We start from the raw sequence: 18,976 nt of genomic DNA, 5'->3' as shown, positions 1-18,976 counted from the left end.
CGACCGGGATGACGTACGCGACCTCGTAGCGGTCGACGGGCACGATGATGTCCGCGGTCTCGACAGGACGGTCACCCAGGTAGGTCCGCCGGATCACCTGCACGATCGACCCGATCGGCTCGTCGAGCAGCTCGGCCTCAGCGGCGAGGATCGTCCGGGCGGTGACGATCTCCTCAGCGGTGGTGATGTCGACGCCGATCGCGCGCATACGCGCGACCACGCCGGCGCCCGCGTGCGGACCGTCCTCAGGGAACATGATCGGGGTGCCGCGGGTCAGCTCCAGCGGCTCCCATGACGTGGACGACATGACGGGCTGCTCGTCTGCGAGGAACACGTACCGGGTGCACATGACGGGGTCGCCCTCGCCGATGCCGAGCCGTTCCGCGATCGCAGGGCTGGCCTTGGCCGTCTCGGAGCTCGACCGCCATTTGCCCGCGCGGCCCTGAACCTCCATGTCGGCGCGAAAAGGCGAGCTGCCGCGCCCTCTGCTCTCGCGGTACCAGGAGCGGGTAAGGCGCCGAACGGATGGCCGTTCGCGAACGTAGGTACCGGATCCGCTTCTGGATTCGACGTAGCCCTCGGAGACGAGCAGCCGGACGGCTTCGACGGCGACGCGGTCTGAGACGCCGTGCTGTCTGGCGAGTGCGTGACGGCTGGGTACACGTGCCCCCGGGGCGAGCCGCCCTTCGACGATCTGGCGGCGCAGATCATCGGCTATGCGCAGGTAGGCGGGCTGGGTCACGGTGACTCCGGGTGCCATTGACGAACGGTTCGTACCCAAGCTTGACAAGCTGAGTGCACAGGTTGCAGCTGAGTACTCAGCTTACCCAGTGTTGCGAACTGATGACTCTAGGGGTGCCCTGTGGAATGCGCGGGCTTCTGCTCGCGGAGGCGTGCTCCGACAAGGTCGGTCACGATGTCGGGGTGGTCGGCGGCCAGACGATGTGGGCCGAGTTCGAGTGGTGACGATCATGGACTCCGGGCGGCTCATCGGTGTGAAACTCGGGAGGCCGTGATGGGCGAGAGCGTCCGGCGGTCGGCAGAGGACACGCACAACCTCGCGCAAGCGATGGCCGCGTTCAACCGAGCGATGGACATCTACCAGGCGAACACGATCTCGCAAGGGTCGCGCCTGAAGCCCGAGGAAGCCGACGAGTTGCGAGTGCTCGGCGACATCATCCAGCGCGCTGCCGCCCGTGTTCAGGAGCTGCGGAGACAGGGGGCGAGTGCGGATGAGGGTCCCGGACTCCAAACTCCGTGAACGTCCTCATCGTTTGGCCAGCCGTTCAGTCTCTGACCGCGAGGCTGCGTAGGTCGGCGGCCAGTGCCCTGTCGGTCTCTTCTGCTTCTGCGGCCAAGCACAGGGCCGCTACGCGAGGTGAGGGGCCGTGCAGGGCTCCGACTGCGGAGCGGGACCAGCGGCCCTGGCATGACGACAGCGAGTGGACGAAGGAGGCTAGGCGTTCTCCCAAGTCGGCGGGGATCGGGGCTGGGTGCTTGGGGACGCCTCGTTGCAGGGCTTCGGCGAATCCCCAGATGAAGCCTGTCTCGTCGCCGTGGCTGGGGAATGTTTTCAGGGTCGTGCTGAGCGCTTGGTCCAGGCCGCGGCCTGTGACGAAGTGATCGTGCTCTGCACACGGAATGACCAGGCCGCTGCCGATTCGCTCGGTCAGGGATGTGGCAATGGCGGTGGCTTGCTCGCGGAGATCGTTCAGGCTTGTGAGCAGGTCTTTTGCCCGCTCGTTCTGCTCCTCGATCGCGCGGTCCATGATTTCGCCGTCGTCCAGCAGGGCGGCGATCTTCTGCTCTAGCGTCTCGAACGTCTCGCGGCGGGCGGAGTGCTCGGCGGCGATCGTCTTGTCCAGGGCGGTGTCGATGGCTTCTTGAGCCTTCAGGGCCCTGGCGATCACCTCTTTGAACTGGGCGTACGAGGTTGGGCTGAAGGGATCGTCCTCCGACGGTGTCGGCGATTCGGGGCGCCGGTGTTGCGAGGTGGCGGCGGGCTCTTCGGCTTTCTTGACCTCGTCTAGGGCGGCCTCTTTGAGGAGGCGGTCCAGGTCGTATGCCAGGTCGTCCCATAGCCAGTCGATGAGGCGCACGACGGGCGAGAGGCACAGGTCTCGGATCAGGGGGTCTTGCCTGGCAAGGGCTGTTGTGTGTTCGGTGCGGCGGGCTTTGGCTACGGTGCGGGCGCGGTCCAGGAGGGGGACGGCCGCGAGGTTGGTGGTGATGGCCTCAGTGAGGTAGGTGCGGGTCTCTACGAAGGCGCGGAGGTGGGTCATCAGGTCGTAGGTCTTGGCGGCCAGGACCTCGGCGGGGATGGTGCTGAGTTCGGCTACCACTACTGCATCGTGCGCCATAGCTGTTCCAGGACCACGTCGCGGCTGCGCCAGCCGGCGGGGGTGCGGACCATTCTGTGGTGGTACCAGCCGCCGCCGCGGACCAGGCCCGGAGCGTCGGCCTTGATGGCGTCGCGGGAGGGGGCGAGGGTGTCGGTGTAGGAGACCGTGACGCCCGCTTCGTCGCCGTCGAAGGCGATCATCATGGCACCGAGCAGGTGCTGGCGGCCGGGCCAGGTGGGCAGGATCTCCGACAGCCAGGCCTTGAGCTCGTTGAGCGAGCCCTTGGCGCCGCCCGATGAGGTGTAGTCCAGGACCGCGTTGGGGGTGAAGACGCTGTCCAGCAGGGACCAGCGGCCGGTGTCGACGGCCAGCGCGTAGCGGGCCAGTACTTCCCCGATCTCGAACCGATCGGAGATCTCCTGCATTGACATCATCTCGGTCCCTTCCGCCTTTAGGCGAAAGCTATCCGGATCGGGCGCGGCGCCGCGAGAGGACGGAGACGATCAATGTGGTGGCGGCGATCACGGCCAGCACGATCAGGAGGCCGCGGGGGTAGTCCAGCGGCAGGATCGACGGGTTGTCCTTGCGGCGGCCGAAGGCGAGGAGGGTGGGGAGCGTCACGAGGGTGGTGACGGCGGCCAGGGCCAGGGCTGTGCGGAGGGGGGTTCTGAATGACTCTTTGAGCAGGCCTGTCAGGGCACCGGCGAGTAGGACGACAGGGGCTATGAGGGCGTCGTGTAGGGCTACTGAGCCTGCCAGCCAGAGCAGGTAGGAGAACGGGTGGGTCTTGTCTGCTTGTGAGGCGATTCCGTAGGCGCCGTAGGCGATGGCCATGGCTCCGATGGAGTAGGCGGGCCATTTCATGACGCGACCACCTTGGTCACCCATTTGGTCTGCATGACGCCGGGGCGGTTGGGCGCGATCAGGCGCACCGGGTAGCCGTGGTCGGGGTGGAGTGTCTCGCCGTTGACCTTGATGGCTAGGAGGGTGAGGGGGTCGTGCCAGTGGGGCGGTTTCACCTCGCTGACGCCGTACGCGCCGTAGCGCTGCAGGGATTCGACGGAGAGTGTCGCGTCTGAGGGCACTCCGGCTTGAGCCATCAGGTCTTTGAGGCGGATGCCGGTCCATTCGGCGTCGTAGCTCCAGCCTTCTACGCAGGCGATCGGGAGGCGCACGGTGTGCTGCGGGAGCTTGAGCAGGTCTTCGTAGGTGAACGAGAGCTGATTACGGACGGAGCCGGTGATGAGGAGGCGGTAGTCGGCGTTGACGGTGATGCCTGCGGCTGCGGCGGAACGGTTGACGGGGAGGCCTTGCGGGCCCTTGTCGGGGTTGCGCGGGGCCAGGAGCGCCAAGCGGGAGAGGGGTTTGTACGTCTCGCCCACGGTGACTAGCGCGGCGATTCCGGATGCGGCGGCCACGGTCGTCAGGAAGCGGCGGCGGGAGCGTGCGTCGGCGGGTGGTTCCGGTGGGATTCTGACGCGGGTGGGAAGTGCGTGGCGTTTTACCTTCGCCCATTCGTTGGCCACGTGAATGATCAGTGCGCCGACCAGGATGTAGGCGGTCCAGTAATGCGCATTGGTGAAGACGAACGGCCACACGTACCAATAGGCGATGTTGGTCACGCCGGTGACTACCTGGAAGAGCGATCCGGCGACCAGGAGCGCCACGAGGCCGCGTTCGGTGGCGTGGCCGATGGAACGGAACGGCGGCCATTGCCACAGCCTGGGATAGACCGTCCACAGTTTGGCCAGGAGTAGCGGGATCGTGGCGATACCGCCGATGACGTGCAGGCCCTGGGTGAAGCGGTAGAGGTTGACCGGGCGGGACGGCCACAGGAGCCAGGACGGGGGATGCTGCATGAAATGGCTGAAGAGGCCCGTCACAAAGGCGATCGTGAAGCTGATCCCGAGCCATATGCCGAGCTGCGCCGCCACTCGCTCGGAATGGAGCTTGCTGGTGAATCGCGAAGACAGGTCCAGTGCCACACGGCGAGCGTAAGTCGGCGGGGGCGGTCTGACTCTTACCGAGTTGTGACGTCGGATCCGAGCTCGTCGGCGGCCTCCTGATAGGCGGTCGCGGCGCGTTCGAAATAGTCGAAGAGGACCTCGCGCTGCTCGTCGGTGTAGCCACCGATGACCTCGCCGATGCGGCGCCTGGCGGGGGCCATGACCTCGTCGAGCCCGGCGGGCTGGGCGACGGGCTCGACGATCACCTTGCGGCGGTCGTCGGGCGAGGGGACGCGGCGGACGTAGCCGGCGTCCTCCAGGCGGTCGATGAGCCGGGTGGTGGGGCCGGTCGTGAGGCCGGTGCGGGTGGAGAGTTCGCCCGGGGTCATCGCGCCGGAGAGTTCGAGGATGTTGAGCGCGTACAGGTCGGTCGCGCCCAGCCCGCAGGCGCGGGCGCTGGCCTGCCCGTGCAGCAGGACCGCGCTCAGGTAGCGCCGGAAGACCTCGCTCGCGTCGGACCGCACCCGCCATACCTCTTCTCTAGAGAAGTTACTGCTCAGCCGAAACTAGCACAGGAGATCGATCTCACACTTGTTGGTTCACCCAACGGTTGTTAATGTTGGCTACACCAACGAATGAGGGAGCTTCACCATGATCAAGCCGTTCCGCGTCGAGATCCCCCAGGCCGACATCGACGACCTGCGCGACCGCCTCGCCCGGACCCGCTGGCCCGAAGAGCTGCCGGACGCGGGCTGGGAGTACGGCATCCCGCTGGCGCGCGTGAAGCAGCTGGCCGAGTACTGGGGTACGGGCTTCGACTGGCGCGCCCAGGAGGCCGAGATCAACCGGCACCCGCAGTTCACGACGGAGATCGACGGGCAGAACGTCCACTTCGTTCACGTGCGTTCTGGCAACCCGGACGCGCTGCCGCTGATCCTGACGCACGGCTGGCCGGGGTCGTTCATCGAGTTCCTGGACGTGATCGAGCCGCTGTCGGCCGACTTCCACCTGGTCATCCCGTCGATCCCGGGCTTCGCGTTCTCCGGCCCGACCACCGAGAAGGGCTGGGACGTCAACCGCGTCGCCCGTGCCTGGGCCGTGCTGATGAGCCGTCTCGGGTACGAGCGGTACGGCGCGCAGGGCGGCGACTGGGGAGCGGGCGTCGCGCGCGCCCTCGGTGCGGTCGACCCCGAGCACGTCGTCGGCGTTCACCTCAACTACCTGCCGACCCCGCCCCCACCCGGCGTCGACATCGAGCTGAACGAGACGGACAAGGCGCGGCTGGAGAAGATCCGTGCGTTCGTCGCCAACCGGCCCGGCTACCAGGTCCTCCAGGGTCAGCGGCCGCAGACCATCTCCTACTCGCTGACCGACTCCCCCGTCGGGCAGCTCGCCTGGATCGCCGAGAAGTTCACCGAGTGGACCGACCCGGACTCGGGCATCACCGACGACCGCATCCTCACCGACATCAGCATCTACTGGTTCACGGCGACCGCCGGGTCGGCGGCGCGGCTGACCAAGGAGAGCGGTGTCGGCGGGCGCCCGCCGCAATGCGAGGTCCCGGTCGGCATCGCCGTCCTGCCGCACGACATCACCCAGTCGATCCGCCCGTACGCCGAGAAGCTGCTCGACATCGTGCACTGGAGCGAGTTCGAGGCGGGCGGTCACTTCGCCGCGATGGAGGTCCCGGAGGCCTTCGCGCGGGACGTGCTGGCCTTCTTCGAGAAGCTCCACTGACCGTCCGCTGACTGTCCGACCCGACCGATAACTTTCGAAGCATGATCGCCTCGACAGAGCGACCTTCGGAAGCGCGGAGCACGGTCTGCGTCGTGCCGCCCGTCCGGCCCCGCAAGCTCGCGAAAGTCCCCTTCGTGGAGCTGGCCGACGGGCGGCTTCAGGGCGTGGTGTCCAGCGGTTCCGACATCGCCCGGGTCTACGTCTCGTCCATCGCGGCGGGCTCCCACGATTTCAACTGCAGCACCAACAACAACCGCCCGTGCGGCGGCCTCGGCGGCGCGTACATGTGCAAGCACCTCGACGCGCTCGTCGACCAGGCCGTGCTGCAGTACGGCGCGGACCGCGTCGCCCGCTACCTGCGCGTCGAGCTCGGCGAGGACGGCGGCGGCGACCTCGCCGGGCGGCTGAACGGCTCGCGCGACTCCGCCCCGGCCGCGGCCGTCTTCAGCCGCTTCCTGCGTCACCTCGCCTACCTCGAACTCCCCGACACGACGGAGCCGATCCCCGAGATGCAGTGGTTCTGATGCTCGGCATCCAGCTCGCCGAACTCCTCGGCGACCCATCCCCCGGCGTGGCCGAGGCGCAGGACCTGCTGGACGGCGTGGACGACGCGCTCGTGCACGGTCTCGCCCGGCTCGGCGACGACCGCGCGGCCTCGCTCGCCGCGCTGGCCGGCGCCGTCGCCGCCTCACCGCTCGGCCCGGCCACGGCGGAGGCGGTCGACAAGATCGCCGCCGGGTCGGTGACCGAGGAGCACCTGGCCGCCGTCGCGGGCGCCCGCACCGCGCTGCAGGGCGCGATCCACGACGCTCTGCTCGAACGCTTCGACACCGCGCTCGGCCGCACCAGGCCGCCCTGGGAGCAGCCGCCCGGCCCGGCCGAGACCGCGAGCAACCTGATCGCCGGTGCCCGGTCCTGGCTCCAGGAGCTGGCGATCAACGGCTGGCGCGGCGTCGACCACGACCTGGTGTCGGCCGCCGACCAGACGATCGAGGCGCTGCTCGCCGAGCCGACGCTGCGGCGGCTCGGCGTGCTGCTGGACGGCCTGGCCGCCGAGCTGCGCGCGTCCTCGCCGATCTCGACGATGAAGCAGGTCCCGGCGCGGCGCTGGGCCGACCTGTGGGCGCGCGCCACGCTGCTCTCGCAGCCGGGCGGCGGCCACGCTGCGGCGACGCCCGAGCCGGTCTCCGGTCGCCTGCTCGTCCTGGGTGTCGACGTACGCGAGCACGGAACGGCCGTGCAGGCGCAGGTCCACGCCGTTCTGGAGCCCGCGGACGGGTCGGCCGAGCCCCGCCTCGTGCGCGCGAACGTCACGGCGGCGAAGGTCGACACCATCGTCGGCCCGGCCGTCTGGCGGCTGCTGAGCGCCTACCCCGTGCTGCTGAACGCCCTGGCCGAACGTCGAAGCCTCACGCTCACCGGCATGCCGCTACTGCCGTCCGGCGACCTTGTCTGGCAGGACGACAAGGCCGAGGCGGGTGAGCCCGCCGACCCGTTCGCCACCGCCCGGATCCAGCTGGGCGCGGCCGTCGCCGCGCCCGTGCCGCCCCTCGAACGCCACCCGGTGCGCATCGGCGAGCCCGTGCTGCTGGAGGGCTACGCGATCGACGGAACGACACTGACGCTCGACGGCAACACCATCGGTGTGGACGTCGAGCGCGTTCCGACGAGCGGGCCGCTCACGCCTGAGCTGATCGCGGCCTCCACGGCGTGCATCGGCCTGATCCGCTGGGACGCGGGCGCCTGGTCGCTCCAGCCGCTCGCCGTCCAGGCGATCGTCAAGCGCAAGCCGGTCGAGGCGCACAACGGCGACTGGGCCGAGGGCCCGACCGACCCCAAGGTGGTCAAGGCCGAGGCCAAGTCCGGCGACGCGGTCGCCGTGCTGCGCGAACGAGCGGGGCGGTTGCTGCGCAAATGACCGACCCCGATGAGCCGACCGAGCCCCAAGACACCATCAACCCCGACGACAACCGGCGTCAGGTCCTCTACTGGCGGATGCTGGCACGGATGTTCGACCCCGACGAGCAGCACTCGCTGGAGGCGGCGAGCTTCGCCGTCGTCGACGATCTCGGCCTGCCGACCGCGCTGCTCGACCCCGGCGTCTCCATGGACAACATCGTTCAGCGCCATCCCTGGCTGGAGGCCGAGCTCAAGGACCTCATGGCGCCCGCGGACGACGACCCCCACCAGCGGGTGCGGCGCGCGGCGCTGGTCTCCAAGCTCCTCCTGAACGTCTTCTCGACCGGCTCGGGCAGCGTGACCGCGACGCAGCTCGCCGAATGGCAGCAGGACGCCGGCTGGCTGAAGCAGGCGCTCGGCGAGGAGGGCGCGCAGGACCTGAACGCGACGCTCTCCGGCCTGGAGGGCGACCTCGTCGGCCGCATGCAGCTGCGCGAGGTGCTGGCCGATCCGAAACTCGCGGCCCGCCTCACACCGAGCATGTCGCTCATCGAGCAGCTGCTCCGCGACAAGCACAACCTGTCGGGCGTCGCGCTCGCCAACGCCAAGTCGCTGATCCGCCGGTTCGTCGACGAGGTCGCCGAGGTGCTGCGCACCCAGGTACAGCAGACCAGCGCCGGGACGCTCGATCGGTCCGTTCCGCCCAAGCGCGTGTTCCGCAACCTCGACCTCGAACGCACGATCTGGAAGAACCTCACCAACTGGAGCCCCGACGACGAACGGCTCTACGTCGACCGGCTCTTCTACAAGCAGACCGCCAAGCGCACGACGCCCGCGCGCCTGATCGTGGTCGTCGACCAGTCCGGCTCGATGGTCGACTCGATGGTCAACTGCACGATCCTGGCGTCCATCTTCGCCGGGCTGCCCAAGGTCGACGTGCACCTGATCGCCTACGACACCCGCGCGCTCGACCTCACACCCTGGGTGAACGACCCGTTCGAGGTGCTGCTGCGCACCAAGCTCGGCGGTGGCAACGACGGGCCGATCGCGATGGACATGGCCCGCCCCAAGATCTCCGATCCGGCGAACACGGTGATGGTCTGGATCTCCGACTTCTACGAGTTCGACCGTTCGCAGCCGCTGCTGGACGGCATCCAGGCCGTGCACCGCTCCGGGGTGAAGTTCATCCCGGTCGGCTCGGTCACCAGCTCCGGCACCCAGATCGTCAACCCGTGGTTCCGGCAGCGCTTCAAGGACATGGGCACGCCCGTGATCTCGGGCCACATCCGCAAGCTCGTCTTCGAGCTCAAGAACTTCCTCGCCTGACCCTCGACCGACTCTCGCCCGACCTTCCAGGACTCTTAGGAGATTCGACGCATGACCGATGAGATGCTGCGCGCCCCGGCCGAGGTGAAGTACGCCGAGGAGCTGGACTACCTGGAGTCGATCGACGACGGGGCCAAGCCGTTCTCCTGGCGGCTCAGCCCGAAGATGGTCCGGCTGTTCGTGCTCGGGTCGGCCTCTCCCAAGGGGGGACGACCCCCCACACCCCCCGGCCCGACTTCGTCGGGATCAGGGAGCGCCGACGGCATCGACCGCGAGATCCCGCAGAAGTGGTTCGGCGACCGCAGCTTCGTCGAACGCAGCATCGTGACGCTGGCGTCCGACCGCGGGCTGCTGCTGATCGGCGACCCGGGCACCGGCAAGAGCTGGCTCGCCGAGCTGCTGTCGGCCGCGATCAGCCGCAACTCGACCCTGGTCGTGCAGGGCACCGCGGGCACCACCGAGGACCACATCAAGTACTCCTGGAACGTCTCGATGGTGATCGCCAAGGGGCAGTCCAGGGACTCGATGATCCCCTCGCCGATCATGACCGCGATGGAGGGCGGCGTGATCGGCCGGTTCGAGGAGCTCACCCGTTCGACCAGCGACGTGCAGGACGCGCTGATCTCGATCCTGTCGGAGAAGTACGTCTCGATCCCCGAGCTGGACGACGACAACATCGTCTTCGCACAGCCCGGCTTCTCGATCATCGCCACCGCCAACAGCCGCGACCGCGGCGTGAACGACCTGTCCTCGGCGCTGAAGCGGCGGTTCAACTTCGTCCGCATCCCGGTGGTGACCAACAAGAAGAGCGAGGCGGAGATCGTCCGGTTCCGCACCACCGAGCTGATGCGCCGCCATCAGATCGAGCTGGACGTGCCGCCCACGCTGCTGGACATCCTGCTGCAGAGCTTCGCCGACCTGCGCGCCGCGGCCGCGTCGGCGACCAGCGACGACGAGAAGCTGGAGTCGGCGCTGTCGACCGCCGAGCAGATCGGCGTGCTGGAGGACGCGATCCTGCACAGCCAGTTCTTCGGCGACACCCGGCTGCGCGCGGCGACACTGGCGAGCTCGATGGTCGGGTCGCTGGCCCGGCGCAGCCCCGAGGACCTGGCCATCCTCAACAAGTTCTGGCACGGCGTGATCGAGCCGCGCAGCAAGAAGGACGAGGGCGGGCCCTGGCAGGAGTTCCTCGAGGGCGGCCGCGAGGCGATCGCCACGCTCTCATGACCGGATTCGACGCGCTGCGCGAGCAGCTTCATGACGCCGCCGCCACGTTCGCGGGCGGTGCGGACGCCGTCCCCGGCATCCTGGCGGGCCTTGTCGATGACGTGGACCGGGCGCTGAACGAGAAGCTCGAGATCTTCCCGGTGTGCCACCACTCCCCGGCGTCCGCGCTGGCGATGGTGCGCAGGCTGCGCGACAAGCAGCCCAAGGTGATCTATCTGGAGCTGTGCGAGGACCTCGCGCCGCTGCTCGGCGAGTTGCGCAACTGCCGGCTGCCGGTGGCGGTGCAGGCGTTCGCCACCGACATCGACGGCTTCCCCAAGGAGTGGGCGCCGCTCAGCGTGGTCGCGCCGATCACCGAGGCGTCCGCCGAGTACCAGGCCATCGCGTACGCGCTGGAGACCCCGGGCGTCGAGCTCGTGCTGGTCGACCGGTCGACCGACCACGTCTTCCAATGGGAGCCGCGCGAGGAGGCTCGCGCGGAGGCGGAAGGCGAAGCAGAGCCTGAGGAGCCCGCCGATGATGAGGCGGGCCTGCACGGCGACGCGGTCGGCATCGAGATCGGCGACCTGCGTCCGGGCTTCGCCGAGCTGGAGGAGCACCTGCTCCACCACGGCAAGGTGCGGCACTGGTCGGAGTGGTGGGACCAGTACGTCGAGCAGCCGCTGTCGGGCGCCGACTACGACACCTACCGCCAGGTGATGGTGCTGATCGGCAGCCTCTTCCGGCGGCTGCGCCCCGAGCGCGCGGGCGACCGCCACCGCACCGACGAGGACCGCGAGCGCTACATGTGGACGCGGATGCGCGAGCATCTGGCCGCGACCGGCGCCGACCCGCGCGACTGCCTCTATGTCTGCGGCGCGTTCCACGCCGCCAGCCGCGTCGAGCAGTTCGGCCTGGACGCGGACCTGTCGGCCGCGCCGTTCGAGATCACGCCGCGTACAGCCACCCGCTGGCAGTACGGCCTGATCCCGTCCAGCCACTCGGCGATCGAGGCGCAGTTCGGCCTCGCTCCCGGCTCGGTGTCGATCGCGGCGGCGACCTGGGCCAAGGCCGTGGCCCGCGACAAGCTCACGCCGTTCCAGCTCGACGGTCAGAAGGGCGGCCGCAAGCGTTCCGCCCGCAAGGCTCTCAAGCCCGCCGGCACTCAGCCCAAGGAAGAGCTCGCCGACCGGCTGTCGGGGTTCCTGTCGCAGCCGCCCGCACTCGACGGTCTCGACGAGGCCGAGCTGCTCGGCTGGTGCGTCGACATCGTCCGGCTCGCGCGCCGCAACGGCTACCTGGCGAGCACGGCCGACGCGATCGCGGTGTTCGAGACGTCCATCCTGCTGGCGAACCTGCGCGACCGCGCCCGCCCGACGCCGTACGACTTCCAGGACGCGGCGGTCACCTGCATCGAGAAGGACACCGTGCCCGGGCGCCGCGACGTGCGGCGGCTGTGCGAGATCCTGCTCGGCGGCGACCGCGTCGGCCAGGTCGGCTACGAGTCGCTCCCGCCGCTGGCGCGCGACGTCCTCGACCGGCTCGAGCCGCTCGGCCTCGACCTGGAGAAGCGCACGATCCAGCGGGCGCTGCTCGACCTGCGGGCCAGGCCCGAGCTGGTGCCGTGCTCGGACCTGCTGTGGATCCTGCGGCGGCTCATGCCGCACGACGCCGTACGGCCGATCATGGGCTCGCGGCGGCTCGGCGAACGTTCGATCCAGGAGAGCTGGGACCTGGCGATCGGCCGCAACCAGCGGTCGCTCGTCGAGCTCGGCTACGAGGGCGTGACGGTCGAGCAGGTCCTGGAGCAGCGGCTGCGCCGCGACGTCCGGGACCCGAAGGCAACCGCCGCCGTCGCGCTCGCCGCCGTCGAGGACTCGATCCTCTTCCTGGGCTCGCGGCGCTTCACCGAGGAGCTCGGCGCGCGGGCGGTGGAGCTGCTGGCCGCCGAACGGACCGTGGACGACGCCCCCGAGGTGCTGCGGCGGATCCGGCGGCTGCTGGCGCACTACCGGGCCACCGAGCCCGCGCTGCCAGGGTGGTGCGAGTCGTTCGTCACCGCGGGCTACGCGCACTACTGCACGCTGCTGCCGGTCGCGTTCGTCGACGAGGACACCGGCGTACGGCAGGTCGCGGCGATGCTCGGGTTCCTGTTCAGCATGGAGAGCCTGGCGCTGTCGCTCGGCTGCGACCACGCCCAGCTGGAGCTCGCCGTTCAGCAGTCGCATCCGGAGGCGCCCGCGAAGGTCGCGCTGCTGTGGGCGGCCAAGACCCAGCTCGGCCTGATGACGCGGGACCAGTTGCGGGCGCGGGTGGACGAGCTGCTGGACAACCCGCTCGTCATCCCCGCGTTCCCGCTGTACCTGAGCGGCTTCGTGCAGGCGCTGGAGCCCGCCCCGGCGCTGGCGCCGTTCGTCGTCGAGACGATGTCCAAGGCGTTCGCCCGGCTTCCTGACACTGTGCTGCTGCCGTGGCTGCCCAAGCTGATCACGACGCTGCGCGAGCACGCGCGGGAGCTGGTGCCCGTTCTCGTACGGGAGGCCGCCCGCACGTTCCCCGCCGACCTGGCCGGCCTCGACGCCTGGACCCCGCCCTGGACCGCGTCCGGCTCGGGTTCTGGCTCTGACTCAGGTTCTGGCTCCGGCTCGGGCCTCGGCTCTGGAACGGGGGCAAGCGCGGCCGCGCATGGGATGGCGGCGGCCGTGGGAGGACCGGTGGCGGACCTGCTGGCGAGCCGTCCGGCGTCCTGCGACGCGGTGGCGGACCTTCTCGGTGTGGAGTCAGGGTGGAAGGAGATCGCGGAGGCCGCCCAGGGCGTGGCCGCATCCGGCCAGCCCGAGGTCACGGCGTTGATCGATCGCCATCCCGCCGCCGCACACGCCGTTGCGCACCTCGTGCACCAGAGGCCGTAATAGGTCACATGGGATATGTCGCTTACATGACCATTGACCGGTCTTGGACCGAGGAGTAACTTCCGCCTGGAACTCGCGCTTGATGGTGAGCAGAGTCCGGAGAGGCCCCGCGCAGATGGTCATCGGGATGGGCGCACTGATCTCCGAAGCATGCTCCCACCTGTCCCGCGGCGGCTCGGTCCTCTTCAGCGGTCCTACCGGTATCGGCAAGTCGACATTGCTGTCGGCCGTCGCCGCCGAGAGCGACGACCACCTGGTGCTGCGCTGCTCGCTCGCCGAGTCCGAGAGCCAGCTGCCCTTCCTCGGCCTGATCGACCTGCTCGCGGCCGTCGGCGACGACGTCCTGGAGCAGCTGCCCGAGCACGAGCGGACCGTGCTGCGCTCGGCGCTGCTGCGCGGCGGCGACCCCGGTGCCGAGCCGGGGCTGCTGCCGCTGCGGGTCGCGGTCCTTGACCTGTTCCGCACGCTGAGCGCCGACCGCCCGGTGCTGCTGGTGATCGACGACGCGCAGTGGCTCGACCCACCGAGCGCCGAGCTGCTGGCGTTCGTGGCGCGCCGCGCGACCGGGCTGGCGATCAGCGTCCTGGCGGCCGTACGGGCCGAGCCCGGCGGCGGCTCGCACGCCGACTTCTATCCCGCGCCCGTGCTGACCCTCCAGGTGCCGGTGATGACCGTCGCGGAGGTGACGGCGCTGCTCGGCCGGCGCTGGCCGCGCCCGGTGCTGAGCAAGATCTACGAGGCGTCCGGCGGCAACCCGTTCTTCGCACTGGAGCTCGGCCGCGCCCTCGCCGAACGCGAGTCGCACTGGGACTCCGAGGATCCGCTGCCACTGCCCGACAGCCTGCGCGCACTCATGGGCGAACGGCTCGGGTCGCTGTCGCCCGGGGTCAGGCGGACGCTGCTGACCGCGAGCGCGGCGGCACGGCCGACGATCAACCTGCTGCTGCAGGCCGGGCGGGAGGACGCCGCGGACGAGGTCGCCGAGGCCGTCGGCAACGGCATCCTCGAGGTGACCACGGGCCACGTCGTGCGCTTCACCCATCCCCTGCTCGCCGCCGTCGTCTACGCCGACGCGGAGCCGGCCGACCGGCTGCGCGTCCACACCGAGCTCGCCGCGACCGTCACCGACCCGGTCGAACGGGCCCGCCACCTGGCCATCGTCGCGCCCGGACCGGACGAGGGCATCGCCGCGACGCTGAGCGAGGCGGCAGCAGCCGCCCGGCGTCGCGGGGCCCCGGCCGTCGCGGCGCGGCTGGGCAGGCTCGCCGCCGACCACACGCCCGCCCCGGATCCGGCCGCCGACCGCCGCCTCACCGCCGCCGAGGACATGGCGGCGTCCGGCGAGTTCGTGGCGGCCCGCGACCTCGCCCACGAGGTCCTCGCGGTGTCCGCCGACCCGGCCCAGCGCGTCCGCGCCTGGATCGTGGTGATGGACGCCTCCGGCCAGGCCATCTCCGAGGTCGGCGACGTGTTCTCGCAGGCGCTGAAGGACGCCCGCGACGACCCGGCGCTGCTGGCCCCCCTGCACTACCGGCTCGCCTGGCGGGCGTGGCTGGCGGAGGGATCGGCGACGAACGCGCTCCAGCACGCCATCCGGTCGGCGGAGCTGGCCGCCGAGGCCGGCGACCGGCGGACCGAGGTCATGGCGCTGGCCAAACAGGCGCACATCGAGTTCTTCCTCGGGCGGCCGGAGGCGGAGGCGACGCTGCTGCGCGCGCTCTCCGAGCCGCACGAGCCGCGCGTGATGATCGACCACAACGGCCCCGCGTTCCAGAAGCACCGCCACCACCTGCTGAACGACCGGCTGGAGGAGGCGCGCACCGAGCTGCGTTCGCTGATCTACGTGGTGCGGCAGCGCGGCGTGGTCGAGAGCCTGGTCAACCTCCAGCACAACCTGGCCCGCATCGAGATCCACCGGGGCCGCTGCGAGCGCGCCCTGGAGCTGACCCGCCAGAGCCTGCGCCTGGCCGAGGACACCGGCCTCAGCCCCGGCCCGTCCTGGTACTCGATGGCGCTCGCCGAGGCCGCGGGCGGTGACCTGGAACGGGCCATGGCCGCCGCGGAACGGGCCCAACGCCACAGCGAGGACGATCGTGACCTGCTGTTCCTGCCGCAGGCCCTGCACGCCGAGGGGCTCGTACGCCTGATGCGCGGGCAGTACGCGGACGCCGCCGAGGTGCTGGGCCGCGTACGGCGGCTGGAGGAACGCCAAGGCCTGATGGACCCGGCGATGCGCCGCTGGCACGGCGACCTGGCCGAGGCCCTCGCCCGTTCCGGGAACGCGGACGAGGCCGCTGACCTGATCGAGCTGACCAGGGCGCGGGCCAGGCGGCTCGACCGGCGCAGCGTGCTGGCCGTGATGGATCGCGCGGCGGCACAGGTCGCGGAGGAACGCGGGGACCTCGACGAGGCCGTCCGGCTGCTGCGCCACGCGGTCCGGACGTTCAACGAACTGCCCTTCCGCCTGGAGGAGGGCCGCGCCCGGCTCACCCTGGGCCAGGTGTTCGCCCGGCGCGGCGAGACCCAGCAGGCGCGGCTGACGCTCCGCGAGGCGCGGCGCGTGTTCTCTCACGCCCAGGCGCGCCCGTGGCTGGAACTGGTCGCCGCCGCGCTCGATCACGCGAACGGCGAAGATCCCGCACGCGCGCCCGCCTCGTACGACCTGATCGGCTCGCTGAGCGACATCGAGAGCAAAGTGGCCGCGCTGGTCGCCGAGGGTTCGACCAACCGGGAGATCGCCGCGCGCCTGTTCGTCAGCGTGAAGACCGTCGAGGCCGCGCTCACCCGCACCTACCGCAAGCTGGGCGTTCGCTCCCGGGTCGACCTCGCGCGCCTGGCCGCCGGCCGCCCCATCGCCGGGGCGTAGCGGGCCCCCTCCGCGGCCCCTAAGAGACATAGGGATATCCCTACGACGCCCGACCGACCCTTTTCCTTATCTCCCCGGCTCCAGAAACTTTCCTTTGGCCTGAGTTGCGGCAGATCACCCCGTTTGCCGCATTGAGGAGAGGTTCGGGTGCACGCCGGGGAGCCCTCTCCTCTTGTTCGTCCACCGTCTGCCCGCCGACGGGCGGGCCGCCCACGAGGCGAGAGGTAACGCATGACCCGACGAAGAGTGGCGATGGTGACCAGCGCGGTGCTGCTGACCGCGGCCGCCGGCACCGCCGCGATCCCCACCGCAGCCCAGGCAGCGCCGAAGCCGAAACCCGACAAGGCCGCCGGGCACGACGCGTTCAGCAAGGACGCGTTCACCCTCAACCCGTCTCCCAGCCAGCGCAAGAAGGCCATCGCCGACGCCCGCAAGGCGCTCGCCGGCCACACCAAGCAGGCGCACACCGTCTCCGGCCACGCGTTCAGCCCGCGCAGCGTGGTCGTCGACAAGAGCGGCGCCGCCGACGTCCGCTTCGACCGCACCTACAAGGGCCTCCCGGTGTACGGCGGCGACGTCATCGTGCACCTGAAGCCCGGCGGCTCCTACGAAGGCCTCGGCACCGCCGCCAAGGCCACCCCCGCCATCTCCACCTCGCCCGGCGTGAGCGCCTCGGCCGCCGCCGCCACCTCCCGCGCCCAGGTCAAGGGCTCGGTGGCCTCGGTCGGCAAGCCGCACCTGGCGGTGTGGAACTCCGGCCGGTCCACCCAGCTCGTCTGGGAGACCGTCGTGCGCGGCGCGCAGAAGAACGGCACGCCCACCGTGCTGCACGTGCTGGTCGACACCCGCAAGGGCAAGGTCGTCACCAGGCGCGACGAGGTCAGCTCGTTCCTGTCGCCCGCACAGGCGGCCAAGGCCGCCCAGACCAGGCAGCAGGCCGCCGCCGCGCTGGACACCGCGGGCACCGGTAACAGCATCTACAGCGGCTCGGTCTCGATCGACCTGACCCAGTCGGGCAGCACCTGGTCGATGAAGGACCCGTCGCACGGCAACGGCTACACCACCAACCTGAACCACGCGACGAGCGGCACCGGCACCACGTTCAGCAACTCGACCGGGACCTTCGGCAACGGCACCAACAGCGATGCCGCCTCGGCCGGCGTGGACGCGCACTACGGTGCCGCCGAGACGTTCGACTACTACAAGAACGTCCACGGCCGTAACGGCATCTTCGGCAACGGCGCCGGCGTGCCCTCGCGCACGCACTACGGCAACGCCTACGTCAACGCCTTCTGGGACGGCACGCAGATGACCTACGGCGACGGCTCGGGCAACGCCCGTCCGCTCGTCGAGATCGACGTGGCCGGCCACGAGATGAGCCACGGCGTGAGCGGCGCCCTCACCGGCTGGGACGAGACCGGTGAGACCGGCGGCATGAACGAGGGCACCAGCGACATCTTCGGCACGATGGTGGAGTTCTACGCCAACAACCCGAAGGACACGCCCGACTACACCATGGGCGAGCTCATCAACATCAACGGCGACAACAAGCCGCTGCGCTACATGTACAACCCCTCGCTCGACGGCACCTCGCCCAACTGCTGGAACAGCAGCAACGGCGGCCTGGACCCGCACTACTCCATGGGCCCGCTGAACCACTGGTACTACCTGCTCGCGCAGGGCAGCGGCGACCACGGCTACGGCAACAGCCCGACCTGCAACAGCTCCACGGTCACCGGGCTGGGCAACGACAAGGCCGGCAAGATCTGGTTCAAGGCCCTCGCGTCGTACGCCAACAGCAGCGAGGACTACCACCAGGCCCGCATCGACTCCCTCAAGGCCGCCGCGGACCTGTACGGCACCCACTGCACCGAGTACAACACCGTGGACGCGGCGTGGGCGGCGGTCAGCGTGACCGGCACCGACCCCGTTCCCGGCACCTGCAGCAGCCAGCCCGGTTCGCCCGTCGTCACCAACCCGGGCAACCAGACCGGCAAGGTCGGCACGGCCGCCAGCCTCCAGATCAAGGCCACCGACCCGGGCAACGCGGCCCTGACCTACAGCGCCTCCGGCCTCCCGGCCGGGCTGTCGATCAACGCCTCGTCCGGCCTCATCTCCGGTACGCCCACCACCGCCGGTACCTCCACCGTGACGGTGACCGCCACCAACCCCTCGAAGGCGTCGGGCACCACGCAGTTCACCTGGACGATCAACCCGGCCGGCGGCGGTACGTGCTCCAGCACGGGTAACAAGATCACCAATGGCGGGTTCGAGAGCGGGACCACGCCCTGGACCACCACGTCCGGCGTCGTGTCGGCCAACGGCAGCGGCGAGACCGCCCACTCCGGCACGCACTTCGCCTGGCTGGACGGTTACGGCACCACCCACACCGACAGCGCCACCCAGTCGGTGACCGTCCCCTCCGGGTGCAAGGCCTCGCTGACCTACTGGCTGCACATCGACACCGACGAGACCGACGCCGTCGCCTACGACAAGCTGACGGTGAAGGCCGGAAGCACGACCCTGGCGACCTACACCAACCTCAACGCCGCCAGCGGTTACGCGCAGAAGACCTTCGACGTCTCCCAGTTCGCCGGGCAGACGGTGACGATCTCCTTCAGCGGCGTCGAGGACGCGGGGCTGCAGACCAGCTTCGTCGTCGACGACGTGGCTGTGAACGCGAGCTGATCCTCCTGGCTTGTTAGTCCTGTCCCCTCCCCCGGGGCGCGGCGGTCGTACCGT

The 18,976-nt window shown here is 70.1% G+C and carries 15 protein-coding genes; 9 read left to right on the top strand and 6 right to left on the bottom strand.

What is annotated here, in order from left to right:
• A partial coding sequence (locus J4573_RS38675; protein WP_243774237.1) for a GntR family transcriptional regulator occupies positions 1 to 760 on the bottom strand: 760 nt, incomplete at its 3' end.
• A gap of 255 nt (positions 761 to 1,015) precedes the next feature.
• Here J4573_RS38675 and J4573_RS38670 point away from each other — a divergent pair.
• Positions 1,016 to 1,261: a hypothetical protein gene (locus tag J4573_RS38670; protein WP_208261078.1), complete on the top strand. Its 246-nt coding sequence runs from the start codon at positions 1,016 to 1,018 to the stop codon at positions 1,259 to 1,261.
• A 25-nt stretch (positions 1,262 to 1,286) separates the two neighbouring features.
• Here the strand turns inward: J4573_RS38670 and J4573_RS38665 are convergent, their stop codons facing one another.
• Genes J4573_RS38665 through J4573_RS38645 form a run of 5 tightly spaced genes read right to left on the bottom strand, consistent with a single transcriptional unit; the run spans position 1,287 to position 4,812 of the window.
• Positions 1,287 to 2,360 carry a hypothetical protein gene (locus tag J4573_RS38665; RefSeq protein WP_208261077.1) on the bottom strand — a complete coding sequence of 358 codons (1,074 nt, stop codon included), beginning with the start codon at positions 2,358 to 2,360 and terminating at the stop codon, positions 1,287 to 1,289.
• The gene (locus J4573_RS38660) at positions 2,342 to 2,776 is read right to left on the bottom strand and encodes a nuclear transport factor 2 family protein (protein ID WP_208261076.1); all 435 of its coding nucleotides are present in this window, start codon (positions 2,774 to 2,776) and stop codon (positions 2,342 to 2,344) included. Before J4573_RS38660 ends, J4573_RS38665 begins: the two co-directional genes overlap by 19 nt.
• Positions 2,777 to 2,804: 28 nt before the next feature.
• Positions 2,805 to 3,206, bottom strand: a complete 402-nt coding sequence (locus J4573_RS38655; RefSeq protein WP_208261075.1) for a hypothetical protein — start codon at positions 3,204 to 3,206, stop codon at positions 2,805 to 2,807.
• Positions 3,203 to 4,327 carry a molybdopterin-dependent oxidoreductase gene (locus J4573_RS38650; protein ID WP_307797251.1) on the bottom strand — a complete coding sequence of 375 codons (1,125 nt, stop codon included), beginning with the start codon at positions 4,325 to 4,327 and terminating at the stop codon, positions 3,203 to 3,205. Before J4573_RS38650 ends, J4573_RS38655 begins: the two co-directional genes overlap by 4 nt.
• Before the next feature lie 35 nt (positions 4,328 to 4,362).
• Entirely contained in the window at positions 4,363 to 4,812 is a 450-nt protein-coding gene (locus J4573_RS38645; RefSeq protein ID WP_307797249.1) for a MarR family winged helix-turn-helix transcriptional regulator, read from the bottom strand.
• 127 nt (positions 4,813 to 4,939) lie between these two features.
• Between J4573_RS38645 and J4573_RS38640 the strand changes: the two genes are divergently transcribed.
• The 8 genes from J4573_RS38640 to J4573_RS38605 all read left to right on the top strand — a co-directional run bounded on the left by J4573_RS38640 (position 4,940) and on the right by J4573_RS38605 (position 18,922).
• On the top strand, positions 4,940 to 6,025 hold the full coding sequence (locus J4573_RS38640; RefSeq protein ID WP_208261074.1) for an epoxide hydrolase family protein: 1,086 nt from the start codon (positions 4,940 to 4,942) through the stop codon (positions 6,023 to 6,025).
• A gap of 41 nt (positions 6,026 to 6,066) precedes the next feature.
• Positions 6,067 to 6,549: a hypothetical protein gene (locus J4573_RS38635; protein ID WP_208261073.1), complete on the top strand. Its 483-nt coding sequence runs from the start codon at positions 6,067 to 6,069 to the stop codon at positions 6,547 to 6,549.
• Positions 6,549 to 7,943 carry a hypothetical protein gene (locus J4573_RS38630; protein WP_208261072.1) on the top strand — a complete coding sequence of 465 codons (1,395 nt, stop codon included), beginning with the start codon at positions 6,549 to 6,551 and terminating at the stop codon, positions 7,941 to 7,943. Before J4573_RS38635 ends, J4573_RS38630 begins: the two co-directional genes overlap by 1 nt.
• Positions 7,940 to 9,250, top strand: a complete 1,311-nt coding sequence (locus tag J4573_RS38625; RefSeq protein ID WP_208261071.1) for a VWA domain-containing protein — start codon at positions 7,940 to 7,942, stop codon at positions 9,248 to 9,250. The genes J4573_RS38630 and J4573_RS38625 overlap by 4 nt, the downstream gene beginning before the upstream one ends.
• A 51-nt stretch (positions 9,251 to 9,301) precedes the next feature.
• Complete coding sequence (locus tag J4573_RS38620) at positions 9,302 to 10,477, top strand: ATP-binding protein (RefSeq protein WP_208261070.1); 1,176 nt, start codon at positions 9,302 to 9,304, stop codon at positions 10,475 to 10,477.
• Entirely contained in the window at positions 10,474 to 13,368 is a 2,895-nt protein-coding gene (locus J4573_RS38615) for a DUF5682 family protein (RefSeq protein WP_208261069.1), read from the top strand. The genes J4573_RS38620 and J4573_RS38615 overlap by 4 nt, the downstream gene beginning before the upstream one ends.
• Positions 13,369 to 13,495: 127 nt before the next feature.
• Positions 13,496 to 16,234, top strand: coding sequence for a helix-turn-helix transcriptional regulator (locus J4573_RS38610; RefSeq protein ID WP_208261068.1), 2,739 nt, complete (start codon positions 13,496 to 13,498; stop codon positions 16,232 to 16,234).
• Positions 16,235 to 16,465: 231 nt separating this feature from the next.
• Positions 16,466 to 18,922: a M4 family metallopeptidase gene (locus J4573_RS38605; protein WP_208261067.1), complete on the top strand. Its 2,457-nt coding sequence runs from the start codon at positions 16,466 to 16,468 to the stop codon at positions 18,920 to 18,922.
• The last annotated feature ends 54 nt before the right edge of the window (positions 18,923 to 18,976 follow it).

The sequence above is a fragment of the Actinomadura barringtoniae genome (assembly GCF_017573505.1).
In the GTDB taxonomy this organism is placed as follows: domain Bacteria; phylum Actinomycetota; class Actinomycetes; order Streptosporangiales; family Streptosporangiaceae; genus Spirillospora; species Spirillospora barringtoniae.
Note: the sequence above shows the minus strand (reverse complement) of the source record. Positions and strands in the feature narration are given on the sequence as shown.

Coding starts and splice junctions, on each gene's coding strand:
- J4573_RS38625 (WP_208261071.1), top strand. CDS start 7,940: ATGACCGACCCCGATGAGCCGACCGAGCCCCAAGACACCATCAACCCC.
- J4573_RS38635 (WP_208261073.1), top strand. CDS start 6,067: ATGATCGCCTCGACAGAGCGACCTTCGGAAGCGCGGAGCACGGTCTGC.
- J4573_RS38610 (WP_208261068.1), top strand. CDS start 13,496: ATGGGCGCACTGATCTCCGAAGCATGCTCCCACCTGTCCCGCGGCGGC.
- J4573_RS38665 (WP_208261077.1), bottom strand. CDS start 2,360: ATGGCGCACGATGCAGTAGTGGTAGCCGAACTCAGCACCATCCCCGCC.
- J4573_RS38620 (WP_208261070.1), top strand. CDS start 9,302: ATGACCGATGAGATGCTGCGCGCCCCGGCCGAGGTGAAGTACGCCGAG.
- J4573_RS38655 (WP_208261075.1), bottom strand. CDS start 3,206: ATGAAATGGCCCGCCTACTCCATCGGAGCCATGGCCATCGCCTACGGC.
- J4573_RS38640 (WP_208261074.1), top strand. CDS start 4,940: ATGATCAAGCCGTTCCGCGTCGAGATCCCCCAGGCCGACATCGACGAC.
- J4573_RS38630 (WP_208261072.1), top strand. CDS start 6,549: ATGCTCGGCATCCAGCTCGCCGAACTCCTCGGCGACCCATCCCCCGGC.
- J4573_RS38615 (WP_208261069.1), top strand. CDS start 10,474: ATGACCGGATTCGACGCGCTGCGCGAGCAGCTTCATGACGCCGCCGCC.
- J4573_RS38660 (WP_208261076.1), bottom strand. CDS start 2,776: ATGATGTCAATGCAGGAGATCTCCGATCGGTTCGAGATCGGGGAAGTA.
- J4573_RS38670 (WP_208261078.1), top strand. CDS start 1,016: ATGGGCGAGAGCGTCCGGCGGTCGGCAGAGGACACGCACAACCTCGCG.
- J4573_RS38605 (WP_208261067.1), top strand. CDS start 16,466: ATGACCCGACGAAGAGTGGCGATGGTGACCAGCGCGGTGCTGCTGACC.